General features: G+C 71.6%; 21 protein-coding genes. 12 read left to right on the forward strand and 9 right to left on the reverse strand.

The window, feature by feature from the left end:
* Nucleotides 1-102 precede the first annotated feature (102 nt).
* From OG257_RS17430 to OG257_RS17440, 3 genes are all read left to right on the forward strand, one after another.
* Entirely contained in the window at nt 103-1,035 is a 933-nt protein-coding gene (locus tag OG257_RS17430; RefSeq protein ID WP_329208634.1) for an ROK family protein, read from the forward strand.
* Complete coding sequence (gene nagA, locus OG257_RS17435; RefSeq protein WP_329208635.1) at nt 1,035-2,189, forward strand: N-acetylglucosamine-6-phosphate deacetylase; 1,155 nt, start codon at nt 1,035-1,037, stop codon at nt 2,187-2,189. The genes OG257_RS17430 and nagA overlap by 1 nt, the downstream gene beginning before the upstream one ends.
* 198 nt (nt 2,190-2,387) lie before the next feature.
* Nucleotides 2,388-3,320 (forward strand): 1-phosphofructokinase family hexose kinase, encoded by a 933-nt coding sequence (locus OG257_RS17440; protein WP_329208636.1) that lies wholly within the window; start codon nt 2,388-2,390, stop codon nt 3,318-3,320.
* Nucleotides 3,321-3,398: 78 nt separating this feature from the next.
* Here OG257_RS17440 and OG257_RS17445 read toward each other — a convergent pair whose 3' ends face one another.
* Together OG257_RS17445 and cdgB are read right to left on the reverse strand one after the other, a co-directional pair.
* A complete protein-coding gene (locus OG257_RS17445; RefSeq protein WP_329208637.1) occupies nt 3,399-4,394 on the reverse strand; it encodes a carbohydrate-binding protein in 996 nt (331 codons plus the stop codon).
* Nucleotides 4,395-4,527: 133 nt separating this feature from the next.
* Nucleotides 4,528-6,183 (reverse strand): diguanylate cyclase CdgB, encoded by a 1,656-nt coding sequence (gene cdgB, locus OG257_RS17450; RefSeq protein ID WP_329208638.1) that lies wholly within the window; start codon nt 6,181-6,183, stop codon nt 4,528-4,530.
* A 381-nt stretch (nt 6,184-6,564) separates the two neighbouring features.
* Between cdgB and OG257_RS17455 the strand changes: the two genes are divergently transcribed.
* The gene (locus OG257_RS17455) at nt 6,565-7,071 is read left to right on the forward strand and encodes a flavin reductase family protein (RefSeq protein ID WP_329208639.1); all 507 of its coding nucleotides are present in this window, start codon (nt 6,565-6,567) and stop codon (nt 7,069-7,071) included.
* Between the two features lie 22 nt (nt 7,072-7,093).
* Here OG257_RS17455 and arfB read toward each other — a convergent pair whose 3' ends face one another.
* The gene (gene arfB / locus OG257_RS17460; RefSeq protein ID WP_329208640.1) at nt 7,094-7,528 is read right to left on the reverse strand and encodes an alternative ribosome rescue aminoacyl-tRNA hydrolase ArfB; all 435 of its coding nucleotides are present in this window, start codon (nt 7,526-7,528) and stop codon (nt 7,094-7,096) included.
* Between the two features lie 174 nt (nt 7,529-7,702).
* Between arfB and OG257_RS17465 the strand changes: the two genes are divergently transcribed.
* Together OG257_RS17465 and OG257_RS17470 are read left to right on the forward strand one after the other, a co-directional pair.
* Nucleotides 7,703-8,278, forward strand: a complete 576-nt coding sequence (locus OG257_RS17465; RefSeq protein ID WP_328905060.1) for a TerD family protein — start codon at nt 7,703-7,705, stop codon at nt 8,276-8,278.
* Between the two features lie 230 nt (nt 8,279-8,508).
* Nucleotides 8,509-10,095 (forward strand): M4 family metallopeptidase, encoded by a 1,587-nt coding sequence (locus tag OG257_RS17470; protein WP_329208641.1) that lies wholly within the window; start codon nt 8,509-8,511, stop codon nt 10,093-10,095.
* Between the two features lie 25 nt (nt 10,096-10,120).
* Here the strand turns inward: OG257_RS17470 and OG257_RS17475 are convergent, their stop codons facing one another.
* Genes OG257_RS17475 through OG257_RS17490 form a run of 4 tightly spaced genes read right to left on the reverse strand, consistent with a single transcriptional unit; the run spans nt 10,121 to nt 13,924 of the window.
* Nucleotides 10,121-11,533, reverse strand: a complete 1,413-nt coding sequence (locus OG257_RS17475) for a M1 family metallopeptidase (protein WP_329208642.1) — start codon at nt 11,531-11,533, stop codon at nt 10,121-10,123.
* 50 nt (nt 11,534-11,583) lie between these two features.
* A complete protein-coding gene (locus OG257_RS17480; protein WP_329208643.1) occupies nt 11,584-12,714 on the reverse strand; it encodes a YncE family protein in 1,131 nt (376 codons plus the stop codon).
* The gene (locus OG257_RS17485; protein ID WP_329208644.1) at nt 12,711-13,325 is read right to left on the reverse strand and encodes an ankyrin repeat domain-containing protein; all 615 of its coding nucleotides are present in this window, start codon (nt 13,323-13,325) and stop codon (nt 12,711-12,713) included. Before OG257_RS17485 ends, OG257_RS17480 begins: the two co-directional genes overlap by 4 nt.
* 41 nt (nt 13,326-13,366) lie before the next feature.
* A complete protein-coding gene (locus tag OG257_RS17490) occupies nt 13,367-13,924 on the reverse strand; it encodes a GlcG/HbpS family heme-binding protein (protein ID WP_329208645.1) in 558 nt (185 codons plus the stop codon).
* A 251-nt stretch (nt 13,925-14,175) separates the two neighbouring features.
* On the opposite strand from OG257_RS17490, the gene OG257_RS17495 reads away from it, so the two are divergent.
* From OG257_RS17495 to OG257_RS17505, 3 genes are all read left to right on the forward strand, one after another.
* Nucleotides 14,176-15,522 (forward strand): sensor histidine kinase, encoded by a 1,347-nt coding sequence (locus OG257_RS17495; RefSeq protein WP_329208646.1) that lies wholly within the window; start codon nt 14,176-14,178, stop codon nt 15,520-15,522.
* Nucleotides 15,519-16,157 carry a response regulator transcription factor gene (locus OG257_RS17500; protein ID WP_329208647.1) on the forward strand — a complete coding sequence of 213 codons (639 nt, stop codon included), beginning with the start codon at nt 15,519-15,521 and terminating at the stop codon, nt 16,155-16,157. Before OG257_RS17495 ends, OG257_RS17500 begins: the two co-directional genes overlap by 4 nt.
* A gap of 64 nt (nt 16,158-16,221) precedes the next feature.
* Nucleotides 16,222-16,719, forward strand: a complete 498-nt coding sequence (locus tag OG257_RS17505) for a hypothetical protein (RefSeq protein WP_031093423.1) — start codon at nt 16,222-16,224, stop codon at nt 16,717-16,719.
* A 10-nt stretch (nt 16,720-16,729) separates the two neighbouring features.
* On the opposite strand, the gene OG257_RS17510 is transcribed toward OG257_RS17505, so the two are convergent.
* Nucleotides 16,730-17,437: a pentapeptide repeat-containing protein gene (locus OG257_RS17510; RefSeq protein WP_329215157.1), complete on the reverse strand. Its 708-nt coding sequence runs from the start codon at nt 17,435-17,437 to the stop codon at nt 16,730-16,732.
* Nucleotides 17,438-17,536: 99 nt separating this feature from the next.
* Here OG257_RS17510 and OG257_RS17515 point away from each other — a divergent pair, with 99 nt between their 5' ends.
* A complete protein-coding gene (locus tag OG257_RS17515; RefSeq protein WP_329208648.1) occupies nt 17,537-18,730 on the forward strand; it encodes an NAD(P)-binding protein in 1,194 nt (397 codons plus the stop codon).
* Between the two features lie 50 nt (nt 18,731-18,780).
* Complete coding sequence (locus OG257_RS17520; protein WP_329208649.1) at nt 18,781-19,782, forward strand: zinc-binding dehydrogenase; 1,002 nt, start codon at nt 18,781-18,783, stop codon at nt 19,780-19,782.
* Between the two features lie 23 nt (nt 19,783-19,805).
* Here OG257_RS17520 and OG257_RS17525 read toward each other — a convergent pair whose 3' ends face one another.
* On the reverse strand, nt 19,806-20,282 hold the full coding sequence (locus OG257_RS17525; RefSeq protein WP_329208650.1) for a GNAT family N-acetyltransferase: 477 nt from the start codon (nt 20,280-20,282) through the stop codon (nt 19,806-19,808).
* Nucleotides 20,283-20,399: 117 nt separating this feature from the next.
* Between OG257_RS17525 and OG257_RS17530 the strand changes: the two genes are divergently transcribed.
* Nucleotides 20,400-21,800 (forward strand): NAD(P)/FAD-dependent oxidoreductase, encoded by a 1,401-nt coding sequence (locus OG257_RS17530; RefSeq protein ID WP_329208651.1) that lies wholly within the window; start codon nt 20,400-20,402, stop codon nt 21,798-21,800.
* Nucleotide 21,801 lies beyond the last annotated feature (1 nt).

Raw genomic sequence — 21,801 nt, forward strand, 5'->3', positions numbered from 1 at the left:
GGGGACGGGCAGGGTGCGCACACAGGTCATTTTGTATGGATGGTCAACAAACCACGATAGTGGACTAGACCTTTTAGGGGTCGCCGGGCGAAACTGTCTCCCGTGAGACACGTCATCGCCCTCGATGTGGGCGGCACAGGAATGAAGGCCGCACTGGTCGGGGCCGACGGCACCCTGCTCCACGAGGCGCGCCGGGCCACCGGCCGCGAGCGCGGGACCGATGCAGTGGTCGAGACCATTCTCGGGTTCGCGGCGGAGCTGCGCGCGCACGGCGAGGAGCGGTTCGGTACGCCCGCCGTCGCCGTCGGGGTCGCCGTGCCCGGGATCGTCGACGCCGAGCGCGGGATCGCGGTCTACTCCGCCAACCTGGGCTGGCGGGACATGCCGCTGCGGAAACTGCTCGGCGAGCGGCTCGGCGGCCTGCCCGTCGCGCTCGGTCACGACGTCAGGGCAGGCGGCCTCGCCGAGGGCCGGATCGGCGCGGGCAAGGGCGCGGACCGCTTCCTGTTCGTGCCGCTGGGCACCGGCATCGCCGGGGCCATCGGCATCGCGGGCACCATCGAGGCGGGCGCCCACGGCTACGCGGGCGAGATCGGCCACATCGTGGTCCGGCCGGACGGCCCGGACTGCAACTGCGGCCAGCGCGGCTGTCTGGAGACCCTGGCCTCCGCGTCCGCGGTGACCCGGGCCTGGGCCGCCGCGTCCGGGGACCCGGACGCCGACGCCGCGGACTGCGCGAAAGCGGTGGAGTCGGGCGACCCCGCCGCACAGCGCGTGTGGCAGAACGCCGTCGACGCACTCGCCGCCGGACTGGTCACCGCGCTGACCCTGCTGGACCCCCGCACGCTCATCATCGGTGGCGGTCTGGCCGAGGCGGGGGAAACCTTGTTCACACCACTGCGTGCGGCTGTCGAGGAACGCGTCACGTTCCAGAAGCTGCCTCACATCGTCCCGGCGGCCCTCGGGGACACCGCCGGATGCCTGGGCGCAGGGCTGCTCGCCTGGGATCTTCTCTCCACGGAGGTATCCGCCTGATGGCCGGACGCGCAGACAGCACAGTTCTCGCAGGTGCCCGGGTGGTGCTTCCCACCGGGACGGTCGAGGACGGCCGGGTGATCGTCGAGGGCACCCGGATCGCCGGCAGCACGCCGGAGGGCGCCCGGACCGTCGACCTTTCGGGCCACTGGGTGGTCCCCGGTTTCGTCGACATGCACAACCACGGCGGCGGCGGCGCGTCCTTCGCCACCGGCACCGCCGAGGACGCCCTCACGGGAGCGCGCACCCACCGCGAACACGGCACCACGACCGTCGTCGCCTCCACGGTCACCGGCGACATGGACTTCCTGGCCCGCCAGGCCGGCATGCTCTCCGAGCTGGTGGAACAGGGCGAGCTCGCCGGCATCCACTTCGAGGGGCCCTTCATCGCACCCTGCCGCAAGGGCGCCCACAGCGAGGAACTGCTCCGCCACCCCGACCCGGCCGAGGTCCGCAAGCTGCTCGACGCGGCACGCGGCACGGCCAAGATGGTCACCCTCGCCACCGAACTGCCGGGCGGGATCGAATCCGTACGGCTGCTCGCCGAGCACGGGGTCATCGCCGCCATCGGGCACACGGACGCGACGTACGAGCAGACCGTCGAGGCGATCGACGCGGGCGCCACCGTCGCCACGCACCTCTTCAACGCGATGCCGGCGCTCGGCCACCGCGCACCGGGTCCGATCGCCGCCCTCCTGGAGGACGAGCGGATCACCGTCGAGCTGATCAACGACGGTACGCATCTGCACCCCGCCGCCCTGGAGCTCGCCTACCACCGTGCGGGCGCCGACCGGGTCGCCCTGATCACGGACGCCATGGACGCGGCAGGCGTCGGCGACGGCCACTACGTGCTCGGCCCGCTCGCCGTCGAGGTCAAGGACGGCGTCGCACGCCTGGTGGAGGGCGGCTCGATCGCGGGCTCCACGCTGACCCTGGACACGGCGTTCCGCAGGGCCGTCACCGTCGACAGGATCCCCGTCGAGGACGTCGTGCGGTCCATCTCCGCCAACCCGGCACGGCTGCTCGGCCTGTACGACAGGGTCGGCTCGCTCGACCCGGGCAAGGACGCCGACCTCGTGGTCCTGGACGCGGACTTCGCCCTCAAGGGCGTCATGCGCAGGGGCGAGTGGATCGTCGAACCCCCTCTCGGATGAAGGCGGCCACGAGGACACCCGAGAGGGTTTCCACGAGGACGTCCTCCTGTTGACGCCCTGTTGAACACGTAACGAAGAGACGGCTGTTGCCCCGGAGGTCTGGGACGGCCGCCGTCTCTTTGACATGATCGTCGGGACGGCGCCGCGGAGGAGACGGCGCGCAGGGACGAACGACCAAGGAACCGGGGGCCGGTACAGGTGATACTGACCGTCACGCTGAACACGGCACTCGACCTCACGTCCACCGTCCCCGCCCTCGTCCCGCACACCAGCCACCGCATCGGCGAGATGTCCGAACGCCCGGGCGGCAAGGGCCTCAACGTGGCCCGGGTGCTCTCCGCGCTGGGGCACGACACGGTGGTCACGGGCTTCGCCGGAGGCACCACCGGAGCCGTCCTGCGCGACCTGCTCGCGGCACTCCCCCACCGCCCCACCGACGCGCTCGTCACCATCTCCGGGAACACCCGCCGCACCCTCGCCCTGGTCGACCTCTCCACCGGCGACACCACCCAGCTCAACGAACCCGGACCGCACATAGGCGCCGACGAGTGGACCACCTTCCTGCGGACCTACGGTGAACTGCTCCCAGGAGCGCAGGCGGTCGCCCTCTGCGGCAGCCTGCCGCCCGGCATACACGTCGGGGCGTACGCCGAACTGGTCCGCCTCGCCCGCGGCGCCGGCGTCCCCGTCCTCCTGGACACCGGCGGTGAACCGCTGCGCCGCGGCATCGCGGCCCGGCCCGACCTCATCAAGCCGAACGCCGACGAACTCGCCCAGCTCACCGGCGCACGCGAACCCCTGCGCGCGACGCGTGACGCCCGCCGCCGCGGCGCGGCCGGGGTCGTCGCGTCACTGGGTGCCGACGGTCTGCTCGCCGTCACCCCCGAGGGCACCTGGCAGGCCGCGCCGCCGTCCGCCGTGCGCGGCAATCCGACAGGTGCCGGCGACTCCGCCGTGGCCGGACTGCTGTCCGGCCTCGCGGAGGGGCTGAGCTGGCCGGACCGACTGGCGCGGGCGGTCGCGCTGTCGACGGCGACCGTACTGGCCCCGGCTGCCGGTGAGTTCGACCGCGCGGCGTACGAGGACCTGCTGCCCCGCGTCACGGTCGAGCGGCACGCGCCCGCCGCCTGAACCCTGAACCACCCGGAAAACACCGCGTCCCGGCTCGCTGGGCGATGGCCGGGACGGTGGTGGTTCTGTTGGACGGGCCTACTTGATGTGACCCGACTTCAGCGACAGCTGGTCGAGGTTGGCATCGCACTGGTCGCCCTCACGGCACGACAGCATGAGCGTGTTCGACCCCTTGTTGAGCTGCACCCACGCGTACGTGGTCGTCCAGCCCTTCTCCAGGTCGCCCTCCGCCGCCTTCGCGAAGTTCTTCATGTTGATGGAGCGGGGCTGCTCGGCGTTGACCGTGAGCGAGGTCTTGGCGTCCTTGCCCGGCACCCCGTACGTCACGTAGAGCGTGTACGCGCCGCTCTCGGGCACATCGACCGTCCAGGTGGCCGACCGGCCGACCTCGTTGAGGCTGATGTACTGGCCGTTCGCACCCTTGGCGCCCTTGACCGTGTTGTCCAGGGCGGCCGTCCCGCCGAGGGACAGCGTCGCCGCGTCCTGCTTGGGCAGCTCGACGGGCTCCTGCGAAGGCTTCGCGGAGTCCTCGGTCTTCGGGGACTCCTCGACCTCACCGGCCGGACCCGCCGACGTACCGGCCTCGTCCTTCTTGTCGTCGTCGCCCGTCATCAGGGCGGCGCCGATGCCGATGAGCACGACCGCGACCACGGCGACCGCCGCGATCAGCAGCGCCTTGGTGTTGGGGCCGCCCCGGCCCGGACCCGAGCCCCGGCCACCGCCGTGCGGCGGGACCTGCGAGGAGCCCGCACCCCCCGGATAGGTCTCGGGGGCCGCGTACTGCGCGTTCGGCTGCCCGTACTGCTGCGGAGGCTGCTGCCCGTACTGCGGCGGGGCCTGCTGGCCGTACGCCTGCTGCGGCGGAACCTGCCCGTACTGGCGCTCGCCGACGGTCCGCACCTGGTTGTACGAGGTTCTGGGCACGCCGGGCTGTGCGGCCGGTCCGGGGTAGCCGTAACCACCCTGACCACCCTGTCCGGGCGGCTGGGCACCTGCCGCGCGCCCGTCCTCGTACAGATAGCCGAACGGATCGTCGTCCTCGGGCTTGCTCGCGCCGTTGTTCCCGGCCGTCATCCCTGGGTCACTCCTCACCATGTCGCCAGCCGTCGCCGACCGGCCGAGCCTACCCCGAACGGAGCACGCGCCGAATTGCCCTCGACCGACCGGGAAACCGGGGCGGGGTAAGGGGACTGCCGGGGCGTGAACGTCAGCCGGCTCGGCGGTGAACCTTCGATCGGGACCGCTTTTCCACATACATCCGCTGGTCGGCGGAGCGCAGGACCTCTTCCACGGTCATGCCGCACTCGGCCCAGCCGATACCGAAACTCGCCCCGACCCTGACTGCCCGGCCGTCCACCCGGATGGGCGGAATGATGGCGTTACGCAAGCGTACGGCCAGATCTGCGGCATCTGCAGCCCCCAGACCGTCCGCGAGGACGACGAATTCGTCACCCCCGAGCCGGGCGACCGTGTCCCCGTCCCGTACGCAGGTGGTGAGCCGCCGTGCCACCTCGATGAGAACCGCGTCACCCGTGTGATGTCCGAAACGGTCGTTGATCGACTTGAAGCCGTCGAGGTCGCAGAAGAGCACCGCGAGGCCCTTCGCCCCGTCGTCGCGCTCCATGTCGGGCGCCACCGTGTGCACGTGGTGGTCGTACGGGCCGCCGCCGACGGCCACATCGCCCTCGTACCCGTCGGGGCGGTAGCCGTGCGTACGGGAGGACTCGACGTCCCCGTACGCCGCGTCCAGTGCCTCGATCGCGGTCGACGCGACCGAGTGGGGCCTCTCACAGAGCCGGGCACTCAGCCGGGAGCGCAGCTCGGCACTGTTGGGCAGGCCGGTGAGGGCGTCGTGCGAGGCGCGGTGCGCGAGATTCAGCTCGTTGCGCTTGCGCTCCTCGATGTCCTCGACGTGGGTGAGCAGGAAGCGCGGGCCGTCGGCGGTGTCGGCGACGACCGAGTTGCGCAGCGAGACCCAGAGGTAGGTGCCGTCCCTGCGGCTGAGCCGCAGCTCCGCGCGCCCGCCCTCGGCGGAGGTCCGCAGAAGGGTGCCTATGTCCTCGGGGTGGACGAGGTCGGCGAAGGAGTAGCGGCGCAGTACGGAGGCGGGGCGGCCCAGGAGACGGCAGAGCGCGTCGTTGGTGCGCAGCAGCCTGCCGTGCTGGTCGCCGCCCATCTCGGCGATGGCCATGCCGCTCGGGGCGTACTCGAACGCCTGGCGGAAGGATTCCTCGCTGGCCCGCAGTGCCTGCTGTTCCCGTTCGAGCCTGACCAGGGCACGCTGCATGTTTGCTCGGAGCCGGGCGTTGCTGATCGCAATGGCGGCCTGGGACGCGTACATCTGGAGGGCCTCACGGCCCCAGGCCCCGGGCCGGCGGCCGTTGCGGGGCCGGTCGACGGAGATGACGCCCAGGAGGTCCAGTCCACCGCCGGAGGCGTACATGGGTGCGTAGAGGCGGTCCAGGGGATGCCACTCGTCCTCGAAGCGGGGCTCGGGGCCCTCGGTGTGCCACTGCGGTACGTCGTCGTCGAGGAGGACCCAGCCCTCGGTGTGCGGTATGAACCGGAGCCCGTCCCAGGCCTCGCCCATGGACAGCCTGCGTTCCCAGGACTCCCGGGAGCCGACACGGCCGGTGATCAGGGCTTCCGCGGCGGCGTTGCCGGCGAAGGCGGCAACGACGAGGTCACCGTCGGGCCGGACGAGGTTCACACAGCCCAGTTCGTAGCCGAGGCCGGCGACGATGCCGTCGGCCACGGTCTGCAGCGTGTCCGCCAGACTCCGCGCCGTATTGAGATCAGCGACGGCCTGGTGCAGCTGCCGCATGGTCGCAAGGCGGACGTACGGCTCCGACTCGGCCTCCATTGCTCGCACTCCCCGAGACCTCGACAGCAACTCCAGGTTTCATATCGACGTACTTGTTGCAGTGTCACGGCCACTGAATCACAGTGAGCTGTGCACCCGGTACACAGGGTCAACAAATATTGCTCTCTGTGACTCAAGTCACAACAGAATGATAAAAGGACCACGATCGCACTCCCGGGGGCTCCTGTCCCTTCCTGAACGCAAATCCACGGCGTCGCCGGCGACGCGCGGACCTGGAACGGTCCGGTGGTCCGGGAGTCCTAGGACCCGGCTGGTCCCCTGGACCGATGCGACCGCGCACCGTACGGCACTAGCGTGCCGGATGTGCTGCAGAAGACTCCCCCCGCCCCGCGCTCCGAAGCCGTCCCCCATGCTGAGGGGGTGAGCAACGACGAATTCCGCGCCGCCCTGGCCCGACTGGCCGCCGGTGTGGTGCTGATCACCGCCCAGGAACCGCCGCTCGACGAACACGGCCGCGGCGAGGACGTGGGGATGACGGCGACCGCCTTCGTCTCGGTCTCGCTGGATCCGCCGCTGGTGATGGTGAGCCTGCGCAACGACTCGCGGATGGACGACCTGTTGGCCGAGCAGCCGCTGTGGGCGGTGTCGGTGCTCGCGGAGAGCCAGCGGCAGATCGCCGGCCGGTTCGCCATGAAGGGCCGGATCAGCGACCGGCTGCTGTTCGCGGACGTCCCGTACGTGCGGGGAGAGGTGACGGGTGCGCCCCTGGTCGAAGGATCGCTCGCGACGCTGGAGTGCCGTACGGAACAGCGGGTCCTGGCAGGCGACCACACGCTCGTGATCGGCCGGGTGCTCACCGCCGGACTGCCGAACACGGACGGCGAACCGCTCGCGTACTTCAAGGGCCGCTACCGCCGACTGGGCTGACCGGCGCGGCGGGACGCGGCCGTCACCAGTCGCGGCCGGAGCGGCCCCGTTTCGTGTCGCCACGCTGCTTCTTCTCGCGCAGCCGGCGCTCGTTGATGCCCCGCGGGATCTTCTTCTTGAGGCGCGGCCTCGGCGGCGGCGCCGTGGCCTCCGCCAGGAGCGCGGCGAGCCTCACGGCGGCCGTCTCGCGGTTGCGCCACTGGGAGCGGTGCTCGGAGGCGCGTACCGCCACGACCCCGCCCACCAGCTTGCCGGCCAGCCGTTCCAGCGCCCGCGCCTTCCACACCTCGGGAAGCGCCTCGGTCGCCGCGAGGTCGAAGCGGAGCTCCACCTGCGTGTCGCTGGTGTTGACGTGCTGCCCGCCGGGCCCCGAGGACCGCGAGAAACGCCACATGAGCTCGGCCTCCGGCAGGGAGACCGAACCGCGGATGACATAGGGCCCGGACATGACACCCATGTTCCCTGGCCCACAGCCTGTTCGTCACCTTCTTTTGCGGGCGTTCGGCCAGAAGTTCGGCAAAGAAAGTAAAGCGAGCAGGAACCTCGTGGTCTATTGCCTGCGTTATGACGTGTGACGGGTAGCTTTCGTGATGGCACGAAGCCCGCACACGACGAAGGAAAGGGACTTCCCATGGCAGTAAGCCTGTCCAAGGGCGGCAACGTCTCCCTCACCAAGGAGGCACCGGGCCTGACCGCCGTCACGGTCGGCCTCGGCTGGGACGTCCGCACCACCACCGGCACCGACTTCGACCTCGACGCCTCGGCGATCGCGGTCAACACCGCCGGCAAGGTCTTCTCCGACGGCCACTTCGTCTTCTTCAACAACAAGGCGACGCCGGACCAGACCATCGTCCACACCGGTGACAACGTCACGGGCCAGGGCGAGGGTGACGACGAGCAGATCAACGTCAACCTGGCCGGCCTCCCGGCGGACATCGACAAGATCGTCTTCCCGGTCTCCATCTACGACGCCGAGACCCGCAGCCAGAACTTCGGCCAGGTCCGCAACGCGTTCATCCGCATCATCAACCAGGCCGGCGGCACCGAGCTCGCCCGCTACGACCTGAGCGAGGACGCCGCCACCGAGACCGCCATGGTCTTCGGCGAGCTCTACCGCAACGGCGCGGAGTGGAAGTTCCGCGCGGTGGGCCAGGGCTACGCATCGGGCCTGCGTGGCATCGCCCAGGACTTCGGCGTCAACCTCTGACGTAGAACGCTCGTACACGGGAGCCCCCGGCCGAATCCTCGGCCGGGGGCTCCCGTGCGTCATGACGTCCCGAGGTCCACCACCCGCCGCATAGCGGACACAAGCCCGCTCCAGTCGGACAAGAACTGGTCAAAAACTTGTGAGGCAATTGTTGGGACACGGTCAAAGTCGTTCATTCGGTGGCACGCTCTCCGCTCGTAACCCCCACAGGAACGAGCAACGGAGAAGGCATGACCCCCCACATGAACACCCGTCGCGCCGCTGCCCTGACCGCAGTTGCCGCGATGGTCGTCGTCGGAGTGCAGACCGGTTCGGCCACGGCCGGCCCCAACACCCCCGACGACACCGCCTCTTCCACCCGCACGGCATCCGCCACCGCACTCGGCGTGAACACCGCCTCGCAGCGCAGCTCGGCCATCCGCGCCGCGCAGACCGACGCCACCGCGGCCGCCGAGTCCCTCGGCCTCGGCAGCCAGGAGAAACTGATCGTCCGTGACGTGATCAAGGACGCCCACGGCACCGTGCACACCCGCTACGAGCGCACGTACGCCGGGCTCCCGGTCCTCGGCGGCGACCTCGTCACCCACACCGCGTCCGACGGCAGCTCCAAGGGCGTGGACAAGGCCACCGAGGCCCGCATAGCCGTGCCGTCGACCCAGCCGAAGGCGAAGTCGGCGGCAAGCGCGCGCAAGGTCGTCTGGGCGGGCAGCGGCAAGCCCGTCCTCGCCTTCGAGACGGTCAGGTCCGGTGTGCAGAAGGACGGCACACCCAGCAAGGTCCACACCATCACTGACGCCACGACCGGCAAGAAGCTGCACAGCTACGAGGCCGTCGAGACCGGCACCGGCAACAGCCAGTACAGCGGCCAGGTCACCCTGACGACCACACCGGGCGGCTCGGGCTTCGAGCTCACCGACGGCGAGCGCGGCGGCCACAAGACGTACGACCTCAACCAGGGCAGCAGCGGCACCGGGGACCTCGTCACCGACGCCGACGACACCTGGGGCGACGGCACCGGCAACGACCGCCAGACCGCGGCGGTCGACGCCCACTACGGCGCCGCGACGACCTGGGACTTCTACAAGTCCGAGCTGGGCCGCTCCGGCATAGCCGGCGACGGCAAGGCCGCGTACTCCCGGGTCCACTACGGCAACGCGTACGTCAACGCGTTCTGGGACGACAGCTGCTTCTGCATGACGTACGGCGACGGGGCCGACAACAAGAGCGCCCTCACCGCGATCGACGTCGCCGGCCACGAGATGAGCCACGGCCTCACCGCCGCCACCGCCAACCTCGACTACTCCGGCGAGTCCGGCGGGCTCAACGAGGCGACCAGCGACATCTTCGGCACCTCCGTCGAGTTCTTCGCGGACAACAGCACCGACGCCGGGGACTACCTCATCGGCGAGAAGATCGACATCAACGGCGACGGCACCCCCCTGCGCTACATGGACAAGCCCAGCAAGGACGGCGGCTCGGCCGACTACTGGGACTCCGGCGTCGGCGACCTGGACGTCCACTACTCCTCCGGCGTCGCCAACCACTTCTTCTACCTGCTGGCCGAGGGCAGCGGCGCGAAGACCATCAACGGCGTCGACTACGACTCGCCGACCTCCGACGGCTCCACGGTCACCGGCATCGGCCGCCAGAAGGCCTACCAGATCTGGTACAAGGCACTCTCCGTCTACATGACCTCGACCACCGACTACGCGGGCGCCCGCGTCGCGACACAGAAGGCCGCGACCGACCTGTTCGGGGCGGACAGCGCCGAACTCGCGGCCGTCGACGCCGCCTGGACCGGAGTCAACGTCAAGTAACCCGACCCGACGACACGGGAGCCGGTCAGCCTCGGGCGGGCCGGCTCCTGCCGTTGAGCCAGGTGTCCCACAAGCCCGTCAGATCCAGGCCGGACTCCTTCTCCACGTACGCGGTGAAGTCCTCGGTCGACGCGTTGCCGTGCCGGTGGGCCTTCAGCCAGCCCCTCACGAGGGCGAAGAAGGCTTCGTCGTCGCCCATCCGCTGCCGGATCCGGTGGACGACCATCGCGCCGCGCCCGTACACCGGAGGCCCGGACAGTTCCGCGGCGGACGGCGGATCGCCCGGCGGGAAGGCCCAGTTCGCGTCGTTCTCGTACGCCGCGTCGAAGCTGTCCCGGACGGGAACGCCCTCGTGCTCCTCGTTCCAGAGCCACTCCGCGTACGTCGCGAAGCCCTCGTTGAGCCACATGTCCTGCCAGCTCTCCGGAGTGACGGAGTTGCCGAACCACTGGTGGGCCAGCTCGTGGACGAGCAGCCCGATGTCGGGCGGGCCGGGGAAGAACGGCCGGTTCTGGGTCTCCAGCGCGTAGTCGGAGTCCTTGCTCAGCCCGACGATCGCCCCGGCCGAGGCGAACGGGTACGGGCCGAACGTCTGCTCCGCCCACCGGAGGACCTCCGGGATCCTGCCGAGCACGGCGGCGCTCGCGCTCACCGCCGCCGGGTCGACGGCGGTGAGGACCGGCATACCGTCCCCGGTGGCCGACTGCTTCACCGTGTAGCGGCCGACCGCGACGGTCGCGAGATAGCTCGCCATGGGTTCACGGGTGCGCCAGTGGAACGTGGTGCGCCTCCCTGCCGTACGCCGGGACGCCAGTTCGCCGTTGGAGACAGCGCTCCACCCCTCGGGCACGGTGACCCTGATGTCGTACGAGGCCTTGTCGCTCGGGTGGTGGTTCCCGGGGAACCAGGCCATGGAACCGGTCGGCTCACCGAGCGCGACCGACCCGCGCCCGGTCCGCACCCAGCCCTCCTTCGACCCGTCGGCATCGGTGAACGTCCGAGGTGCGCCCGAGTAGCGGACGACGGTACGGAACGTCCTGCCCTTGCGCAGGCGGTCCTCGACCTCGTTGTCCGGACGCAGCGTCAGTTCGCTGCCCGCCCGGTTCACGGCCGCGGGCCTTCCCTCGACGGTCACCGACCCGACGTCCAGCCCCGCCAGATCGAGGTTGAACGCGCTGAGGTCCTGGGTCGCGCGGGCGGTGATCTCCGCCGTACCGCGCAGCAGGCCTGACCCGGCGTCGACGGCCAGGGTCAGGTCGTAGTGCGTGACGTCGTAGCCGCCGTTGCCGAGCCTGGGGAAGTACGGATCGCGCAGCCCTGCCGCGCCGGGTGTGCCCCGCACCCCGCCGGTGTCCGTCGTGCAGGCGGTGGCCAGGGTCAGGAGGGCGAGCAGCAGGGTGGCGGGCGCCGCACTCCGTACCGGGGTTCGCTGATCCACACCGGTGATCCTATGTGTGGAATGTCGGGTTGATTTCGTGGACCGGCGGCTCAGAGGACGGCGATGCCCAGGGGGCGTTCGCCCGCACCGATCCTGAACGGCTTCCCGGCCCCTTCCCCGGCCAGGTCGACGACCGTGATGCCGTTCCAGTGGCCGTCGCGGGTGAAGCCGCCGGTGACGTACGCCGTGCGGCCGTCCTGCGACACGGCCACGTCCTCGTGCGGTCCGTCCAGGGCGACGGTGCGTTCCCCGCCGTCGGGGGTCCGAACGGTGAGGGACGCTTCCTCGTCGTCCGCGGCGATCGGGCCTGTACCGACGACGAGGAGGGTCCCGTCGGGGGTGAGAGCCGCGCCGTGCTGGTGCGTGTCGGCGGTCATGCGCTCGGTCCGGACCTTGCCGGTACGCGGATCGAGAACGGCGAGCCGCTCGCCCTCGAACGGCAGCAGCAGCTTCCCGTCCGACGGGCGCACCACGGCGTAGTGCGGCTTCAGCCACGAACCGAGGCCCCCCTCGGTGCCGTACGGGGCGACCTCCATGCGCCGCGGCTCCAGGGTGCGGGTACCGACGGCCGTCACGTCGAACGAGTCGTGACCGGTGGCGTACACCTCGCGGCCGTCGGCCGAGACGTCGACGTCGAAGGGCCGGCGGCCGACCGGGACGGTGGCGGTGACCTTGCGGGTCGCGGTGTCGATGACCTCCAGCACCCCGTTCCCGCCGGGGACGTTGACGCCGACGTATACGTGCGCGCCGTCGGGCGCGAGGGCGATGCCCATGCCGCCGCCCCGGTACTCGCCTGTCGTGACCGGGCCCGATTCCGTTGCGTACGGGATGACGGCGAGACGGGTCCGCGTCGCCGTGTCGATGACCGCGACCCCCTCGGCGGTCGCCACCCAGGCCCGGCCGTCCTCGCCGACGGTCAGGCCGTACGGAGCGGTGCCGGCCTCCACCGACCCGAGAGGGCCCGCGTCCCGGCCCGGGCCCGGATCGACGAACGTCACGGTGTCACCGCCGAAGTCGGCGACGAGGAGGGTCCCGTGCGGTGTGCGCCCCTGCGCCGTGCCCGTACCCGCTCCCGCTTCGGGCGTGGGCCCAGGCGCGTCCGCTGAGGTCCGGGTGCCCGTCGCACAGCCCGCGAGCAGCAGGGCGGCAACCACCGCCGGCACCGCCCTGCGGACACTCACCGGGAGTCCCCGGTGCCGTGCGCGTCCCGGAGCAGCGCCACCATCTCCGTGAAGCCGCGACGCTCCGCGTGCTCCAGCGCCGTGACCCCGTCGCCGTCCGGCAGCCCCGGCGTCGCGCCCGCCGCCAGCAGCACCTCGACGATCTCCTGGTGCGCCCGTCCGCCGTCGCCGAGGATCACGGCCTCCAGCAGGGCCGTCCAGCCCAGACGGTTGACGTGGTCGACGTCGATGTCGGTGGCACGGAGCACCTCCCGCACGTAGGCGACATGTCCGCGCTCGCTCGCCGGGATCAGCGAGATGCCGCCGAACCGGTTGCGGAGCGTCAGATCGGGGCCCGCCGGCAGCAGGACACGCAGCATCGCCACGCTGCCGGTGACCCCGGTGACCAGCCAGGGGCTGTCCTCGCGGCTGTCCTGCGCGTCCGGAGAGGCGCCCGCCTCGACCAGCAGCCGCGCCGCGTCGACATGGTCACCGAGAGCCGCCAGGAGCAGCGGGGTACGCAGCTCCTCGTCGCGGGCCTCGACACGGGCCCCCTCCTCGAGCGCGGCCCGCACTCCTTCGGTGTCGCCGGTACGGGCGGTGTCGAGCAGCCGGTGGTCGACGGCGTTCATCTGCTTCTCCTTGCGACGTACGGGAACGAGGGCGGCGGCGACTACTTCGCCAGCGCCGCGACGCCCGCCGCGGCGAACTTCTCGTCGAGGTCACCGCTCGGGGCCCCGGCCACACCGATGCCCGCCACCGGGGCGCCCTTGACCTGTACGGGTGCGCCGCCCGCCAGGAACAGTGTGCCGGGGATGTCCTTCAGGTTCGGGGCCTGCTCCAGGCGCTTCGTCAGCTCGGAGGTGGGGGCGTTCCAGGACACGGCGGTGTACGCCTTCTTCACGGCGGACTCGGGGGACTGCGGACCCGCGCCGTCGCCGCGCAGCGTCACGAGGGTGTTGCCGTTGCGGTCGACCACGGCGACCGAGACCCGCTGGTTCTCCTTCTTCGCGGCGTCGAGGGTGGCCTGGGCGGCCTTCGTCGCGGCGGCCACCGTCAGGTGGGTGGACTGCTGGAGGTTCCGGTCGGCGGTGTCGGCCTTGACCGCGGCGGCGGGCGCGGCGGCCGGGGCGGACGCGTTCGCGGACATCGCGCCGAAGGTTCCGGCGCTCAGGGCGGCGGCGGCAACGGCACCGGTCAGGACGCGGGTACGCAGAGACATCTTCTTCATCGTGGGCTCCTCGGTGATTCGGCTCGGCCTTGTGCCTGCTCCGGTATCGATCCTCCGGCCGGATCCGGGCCCGTACGGTCGGCGTACCGGCTCGACGCCGCACGCGGGTCGGCCGACGGCCCCATCAGCCGATCGGTTGATGCGGGTGTAGCCCGCCGGGGTCACCATGGGGATATCCGCGCAGGCCGGCACGGGTCGGCGCCCGGGTCATCGGTCGTGCGGGGTCATCGGCAGGGAGCGCGAGGTACGAGGTGCAGGACCGAAGCGAGCCGGTACCCACAGGGGACCGGCCCCCCGGGCCCGGCCAGGACACCCGCCCCGGCACCGGCCCGGACCCCCTCCCGGCCGCGGACCGGACCACCGCACGGGCCGCCGACCCCGATGCCCGGTGGCTGGCCCTCCTCACGCACGCCGCGTTCTTCCTGCTGCTCGGCGCCTCGCTCGCCCGCTTCCTGATGCGCCACCCCGGCGAGACCCGCACCCCGTGGATCATCGCGCTGTCGGTGACCCTCGCCGTGCTCTACCTCCTGGGCCCGGTGCTCGGCTCCCGGCCCACGTCCCGACGGCTGATCCGGCTCGGCGTCCTCGTCGTCGTCTGGATGGTGCTGGTCCTGCTCGCGCCGAGCTTCGCGTGGTGCGCGGTACCGCTCTTCTACACCGGGCTGCGGATCCTGCCGCCCCGCGCCGCACTGGCCCTGGTCGCCCTGCTCACCGTGTTCGTCGTCGGCGCGCAACTGCGGCTGGCGGACGGCTTCGACCCGAATCTGGTGCTGGCCCCGCCCGCCGTCGCGGCCGTCGCCACCGCCGTCTTCGTCCATATGCAGCGCCAGGCCGTACTCCAGCAGGAACTGGCCTCCCGTCAGCGCGAACTGATCGACGACCTGCTGCGTACCCGGCGCGAACTGGCCGCCACCGAGCGCCGCGAGGGAACCCTCGCCGAACGCCAGCGGCTCTCCATGGAGATCCACGACACCCTCGCCCAGGGACTGTCGAGCCAGCAAATGCTGCTCCAGGCGGCGGACCGCTCCTGGGACTCCGATCCGACGGCTGCCCGCCGCCATGTCCGGACGGCGACCGGCATCGCGGAACGCAACCTGGCCGAGGCCCGCCGCTTCGTGCACGACCTGGCCCCCGCCGATCTGGCGGAGGGCGGCGGCCTCGAAGCGGCACTGCACGCCCTCGCCGCACGCGAGACGGCCCAGTCGCACGGCCGGATCGCCGTCCGCTGCCATGTGGAGGGCACCCCGCTCGCCACACTGCCCGACCGGGTGCAGTCGGCGCTGCTGCGGATCGCGCAGGGGGCGCTGGCCAACGTGACCGAACACGCGGGCGCGACCGCCGCGGGACTGACCCTGACCCACCTGGACGACCGTGTCGTCCTCGACATCGCCGACAACGGCCGCGGCTTCGGCCCGGCCGGACCGGCACCCCGCCCGCCCGGTGGCGTACGCGGCCACGGGCTGCCGGCCATGCGCGCCCGGGTCCAGCAGCTCGGCGGCACACTCACGATCGAGTCGGCGCCGGGCGAGGGAACGGTCCTGTCCGCCGTCGTCCCCCTGCCCACCGCCACCGCACCCCCTCCGGAGGACACCCGATGACGCAGCCCGACACCGGAGCCGTACGGATCCTCCTCTGCGACGACCACGCCGTCGTACGCGCCGGACTGCTCGCTCTCCTCGGCAGCGAACCGGACATCGAGGTCGTCGGCGAGGCGGGCAGCGGCGAGGAAGCCGTCGCTCTGGCCGCCCGGCTCACCCCGGACGTCGTCCTGATGGACCTCCAGCTCGGCCCGGGCATCGACGGCGTCGAAGCCACCCGCCGGATCGCCGGCACGGGGGACACCCACGTCCTCGTCCTCACCACGTACGACACGGACGCCGACATCACCCGCGCCATCGAGGCGGGCGCCACCGGCTACCTGCTCAAGGCCGAACGCCCGGAGGAACTGTTCGCCGCGATCCGCTCGGCGGCACAGGGCCGCACCACCCTGTCCCCGCCCGTCGCCAGCCGCGTCATGGCCCAGATGCGCAAACCCCGCCCCACCCTGACCGAACGCGAACTCGACATCCTGGGCCAGCTCTCCCAGGGCCTCGGCAACCGGGACATCGCGCGTGCCCTGTTCATCAGCGAGGCCACCGTCAAGACCCACCTGGGCCGGATCTACGACAAGCTCGGCGTCGACACCCGGGCGGGCGCCGTCTCCGTCGCCAAGGAGCAGCGGCTCCTGCCGTGAGGGCCGCCCCTCGCGGGAGGACGGACCGGACCGGGCACCTCACCGGGCATGACACCATCGAACCGTGCTCGACATCGGCTACTCCCTCTCCCGGCGCTTCCCGGACCCCCCGCAGACCGACTACCGCCGCGCGGACGTCCGCGCCCTGCGGCACGACCTCTTCTCCGGCGACGTCTACCTCGCGGACACCAAGGCGGACCGCGAAGTATCCACAGCCTGGGGATGGGTGCCCGTACTCGACTTCGCCTGGGCCCTCTGCGACATCGTCGAGCAGATCGACCGGGACCCCCGCGGCAACCGCTCCCACCGGCAGCAGTACGCCGAGCTCGACTTCACCGAATCGTCCGACCGCATGCTCTTCGAGCGCCGCTTCGGCTGGGTCGACGTCGAAGCCGACTGGATGCCCGGCGACGAGCCCCCGCTCACCTTCAGCCACTCCCTCCTGCGCCGCGAAGCCCGCGACTTCCTGCACGACCTGATCGCCGACCTGGCCGACATGCACGAAGGCCTCGCCGACAACCCCGTCGTCTGGGACCTGCAGGCCCGCTTCCCCCGCCTCTGAGGCCGAGGCCCTACGCCTCCACCCGCACCCCGATCTGCGCCGCGAACGCCGGAGCGAGCTCCATCAGCTGGGACGGGCTGATCACCGCCCCCGCCAGCCGCTCCACCCCCCGTGCGATATCGAGCTCGGCAACGGTCCGCAGGTCCACCGACTCCATCCGCACGGCACTGAAGTCGGCCCGCTTCAGCACACAGTCGCGGAACTCCACCCGCACCAGCTGCGCCTCCCCGAAGTCCGGCTCCGACAGCACACAGCCCTCGAAGACCACGTCCTTCAGCCGTGCCTTGCGCAGATTCAGGTAATCGATCTTCCCGCCGCGCACCAGCACGCGCTCCAGCACCGCACCGTGCAGCTGCACCCCGCCCAGCCGGGCGTCCACGACCTCCACATCCCGCAGGGACGCCCCCGCGAGATCGGTGCCCACACCCCGTACACCCGTCAGCACCGAGTCGATGAACCGGGCCCGGACCAGCTCCGTACGGTCCAGGGCGCAATCCCGCAGCTCACAGTCCATGAATCGGGCACCGGGACCCGAGGCGTCCGTCAGATCGACGCGCTCGAACCGCACGCCGTCGTAGTCCCCGTCCGGCTCCAGCCCCTCACCCTCGTACGCCACGAGCGGGGGCAGTCCGACCTCCGGCCGCCTCGCCGCCGCCACGGTGTCCTTCGCGCCCGCACCCCTGCTGCTCCTGTTGCCTCTGCCTGCCATGCACCCCATCGTGACGCACAGCACCGACAACTCCCGCGGCCCGATGTCACAGACCCGCCCCGCCGAACCGTCCCCTGCACAGCAGCGCCCACCGCAAGGAGACCCAGCATGCAGCGCATCCACATCGTCGGCGGCGGCCTCGCAGGACTCACCGCGGCCATCACCGCCGCCGAATCGCGCGTCCCCGTCACCCTCCACGAGGCCCACCACACCCTCGGCGGACGGGCCAGGACGGCCGAGGGCCCCTACCTCACCAACGAGGGCCCGCACGCCCTCTACCGCCGCGGACCGCACTGGACCTGGCTCGACAAGCGCAAGCTCCTCGGCCCGCTCGCCTCCGTACCGCCCCTCGAAGGCACCCGCTTCTTCTTCCGCCGCGACGGCGCCCTGCGCAGGACCCCGCCCCTCGCCCTGCTCCGCCTCGCCCGCCGCAGCGCCCCCGTCGATACCGACTTCCTCAGCTGGGCCACCGGGCAGACGGGCGAGGAGGGCGCCCGCGCGGCCGCGCACTACATGGGCGTGGCGCTCTTCCACCACGATCCCGGATCGCTCTCCGCCGCCTTCGTGCAGGAACGGCTCCGGCGCGCCACCGCACTGCCGCCCGAAGCCCACTACCCCATCGGCGGCTGGGCGCAGCTCGTCGAACGGATGGCCTCACGCGCCTGGGACCTCGGCGTACGCATCGAAACGGCCCGGCGCATCGACTCCGGCGCCCTCGCCGGCCTCGCACGCAACGGTCCGGTGATCGTCGCCACCCATCTGGACGCCGCCCGCACCCTGCTCGACGACCCCACCCTGACCTGGGACAGCGGCAGGACCGCCCTGATCGACCTGGCCCTGCGGACCCGGCGCGGCGACCCGTTCATCATCTCCGACCTCGACGCCCCCGGCTGGATCGAACGGTTCACCGCCCAGGACCCCACCCTCGCCCCCGCCGGCGAACAGCTCATCCAGGCCCAGATCCCCCTCGCCCCCGGCACCCCGCGCGCCGACGCCGTCCACCGCGCCGAGGAACTCCTCGACCTCGGCTTCCCCGGCTGGCGCGACCGCACCACCTGGCGGCGCGAGGCCCTCGCGGCCGGCCGCACCGGCGCCGTCGACAAACCCGGCACCACCTGGCGCGACCGCCCCGCCGTCGACCGCGGCGACGGAATCCTCCTCGCGGGCGACCAGGTCGCGGCCCCCGGACTCCTCAGCGAAGTCGCGTTCAACAGCGGCATCGAAGCGGCGGTACTGGCCGTGAAACTCCTCGGAAAACCGGCACAGGAGACCCCGGCAGCACTTGACCTCAAGGACGCTTGAGGTCGGAAGGTGGACCGGTCAGCCGCCGTCCACCACCCCGGGGAACCCACATGCACGCCATCCGCCTCCACGCCTTCGGCCCCGCCGAGAACCTCCGCCACGAACTCACCGACGACCCCGTACCCGCCCCCGGCCAGGTCCGGATCGCCGTCGCCGCAGCCGGCGTGCACCTCATCGACACCGCCCTGCGCGAAGGCATGACCGGCCCCTACCCGGCCCCCGCCGAACTGCCCACGATCCCCGGCCGCGAAGTCGCAGGCACCGTCGAGTCACTCGGCGAGGGCACCGACCCCGCCTGGCTCGGCCGCCACGTCGTCGCCCACATCGGCACGGCCCCCGGTGGCTACGCCGAACTCGCCGTCGTGGACGCCGACAAGCTCCACCCGGTCCCCGCAGGACTCGACGCGGCCGAAGCCGTCGCCATGATCGGCACCGGCCGCACCACCCTGGGCATCCTGCAGTTCACCGAACTCGGCCCCGACTCCGTCGCCGTCGTCACCGCGGCGGCCGGCGGCATCGGCACCCTTCTCGTCCAGCACGCCAGGAACACCGGCGCCACCGTCATCGGCCTGGCCGGCGGACCCGCCAAAGTCGCCCGCGTCAAGGAGAACGGCGCCGACCTCGCCGTCGACTACACCCTCCCCGACTGGCCCCGCCAGGTCCGCATGCACCTCGACACCCTGGGCCGCCGCGCCACCGTCGTGTACGACTCCGTCGGCGGAGTCACCGCCCGCGCCGCCGTCGACCTGCTCGGCAGCGGCGGACAGCACATCGTCTTCGGCTGGTCGGGCGAAGGACTCCACGACGGCCGGCCCCTCACCTTCACCGACGAGGACCTCGCCGCACGCGGCATCACGTCCCAGAACGTGCTCGGCCCCGCCATGATCCAGAAGGCCGGCGGAATGCGGCCCCTGGAAACCCTGGCCCTCGCCGAGGCCGCGGCCGGCCGCCTGCGCCCCACCGTCCAGCGCTACCCGCTCGCCGAAGCGGCCGCCGCCCACCGCGCCCTCGAGACCCGCGGCACGATGGGCAAGGTCGTCCTCATCCCCTGACCGGGGCCCGACAGCGGATCCGCTCAGGACGCGCCCAGCTCGGCCAGCGCCCCGTCCGTCAGCCGGTACACCGTCCACTCGTCCTGAGGACGCGCACCCAGCGACTCGTAGAACGCGATGGACGGGGCGTTCCAGTCCAGCACCGACCACTCCAGGCGCCCGTACCCACGCTCCACGCAGATCCGCGCCAGCTGGGCGAGCAACGCCTTCCCGTGCCCGCCCCCGCGCCGCTCCGGACGCACGTACAGATCCTCCAGATACACGCCGTGCACCCCGCGCCACGTCGAGAAGTTGAGGAACCACAGCGCGAACCCGACGACCTCGCCGTCCTCGTCCGACACCGCGATGTGGGCGTACGCGGCGGGCCGCTCCCCGAACAGCGCCTCACGCAACTGCTCCTCGGTGGCCTGCGCCTCGTCCAGCGCCTTCTCGTACTCGGCGAGTTCACGGACCATCGCATGAATGACAGGAACGTCGGCGGCGGTAGCGATACGAATCATGGAGGCAGCCTAAGGACCTGCTCCCCCGGCCCGAGGACGACCCCGCACGACGAAACCCCCGGCCGCGCAGTAACGTCCCTCCAGCGACTCGGCTGCACACGGACAAGCAGGGGAAACATGAGCACCGTCAGTACCGTCAACGGCGGCATTTCATTCTGGTACGCGCACGAGGGCACCCCCGCCCCACGCGAACCCCTGCCCGGCGACACCACCGCCGACATCTGCATCGTCGGCGGCGGCTACACCGGCCTCTGGACGGCCTACTACCTGAAGAAGGCCGTCCCCTTCCTCAACATCACCGTCCTGGAAGCCAAGTTCTGCGGCTACGGCGCCTCCGGCCGCAACGGCGGCTGGCTCTACAACGGCATCGCAGGCCGCGACCGCTACGCCCGGCTCCACGGCCACGACGCCGCCGTGCGCCTGCAGAAGGCCATGAACGAGACCGTCGACGAGGTCATCCGCACCGCCGCCGACGAGAACATCGACGCCGACATCCACCACGGCGGCGTCCTCGAGATCGCCCACACCCCGGCCCAGCTCGCCCGCCTCAAGGACTCCCACTCCGTCGAGATCGCCTTCGGCGAGACCGACCGAGTCCTGCGCGGCGCCCGCGAAACCGCCGAACGCATCCGTGTCACCGGCGCCGTCGGCTCCAGCTGGACCCCGCACGGCGCCCGCCTGCACCCCGCCAAACTCGTCAAGGGCCTCGCCGACACCGTGGAGGCCCTCGGTGTCACGATCCACGAATCCACACCCGTCACGGAGATCAAGCCCAAGCACGCCGTCACCCCCTACGGCACGGTCCGCGCCCCGTACATCCTGCGCTGCACCGAAGGTTTCACCTCCGCGCTCAAGGGCCAGAAGCGCACCTGGCTCCCCATGAACTCCTCCATGATCGTCACCGAGCCCCTCCCCAAGTCCGTCTGGGACACCATCGGCTGGGAAGGCCGCGAGAACCTCGGCGACACGGCCCACGCCTACATGTACGCCCAGCGCACCGCGGACGACCGCATCGCGCTCGGCGGCCGGGGCGTCCCCTACCGCTACGGCTCCGCCACGGACAACGACGGCCGCACCCAGCCCGCCACCATCGAAGCCCTGCGCGACCTGCTCGTCCGCTTCTTCCCCACCACGGCAGGCACCCGCATCGACCACGCCTGGTCCGGCGTACTCGGTGTCCCCCGCGACTGGTGCGCCACCGTCACCCTGGACCGCTCCACGGGCCTCGGCTGGGCCGGCGGCTACGTGGGCTCCGGCGTCGCCACGGCCAACCTCGCCGCCCGCACCCTGCGCGACCTCATCCAGCAGGACTCCGGCCAGGCCGGCCCCACCGACCTGACGACCCTCCCCTGGGTCAACCACAAGGTCCGCCGCTGGGAACCCGAACCCTTCCGCTGGCTCGGCGTCCACACCCTGTACGCCGCCTACCGCTCCGCCGACCGCCGCGAAACGAGGTCCCCGCAGCCGGGCACGGACCGGATCGCGAAACTGGCGGACCGCATCTCGGGCCGGCACTGAC

Source organism: Streptomyces sp. NBC_00683 (assembly GCF_036226745.1).
GTDB lineage: Bacteria > Actinomycetota > Actinomycetes > Streptomycetales > Streptomycetaceae > Streptomyces.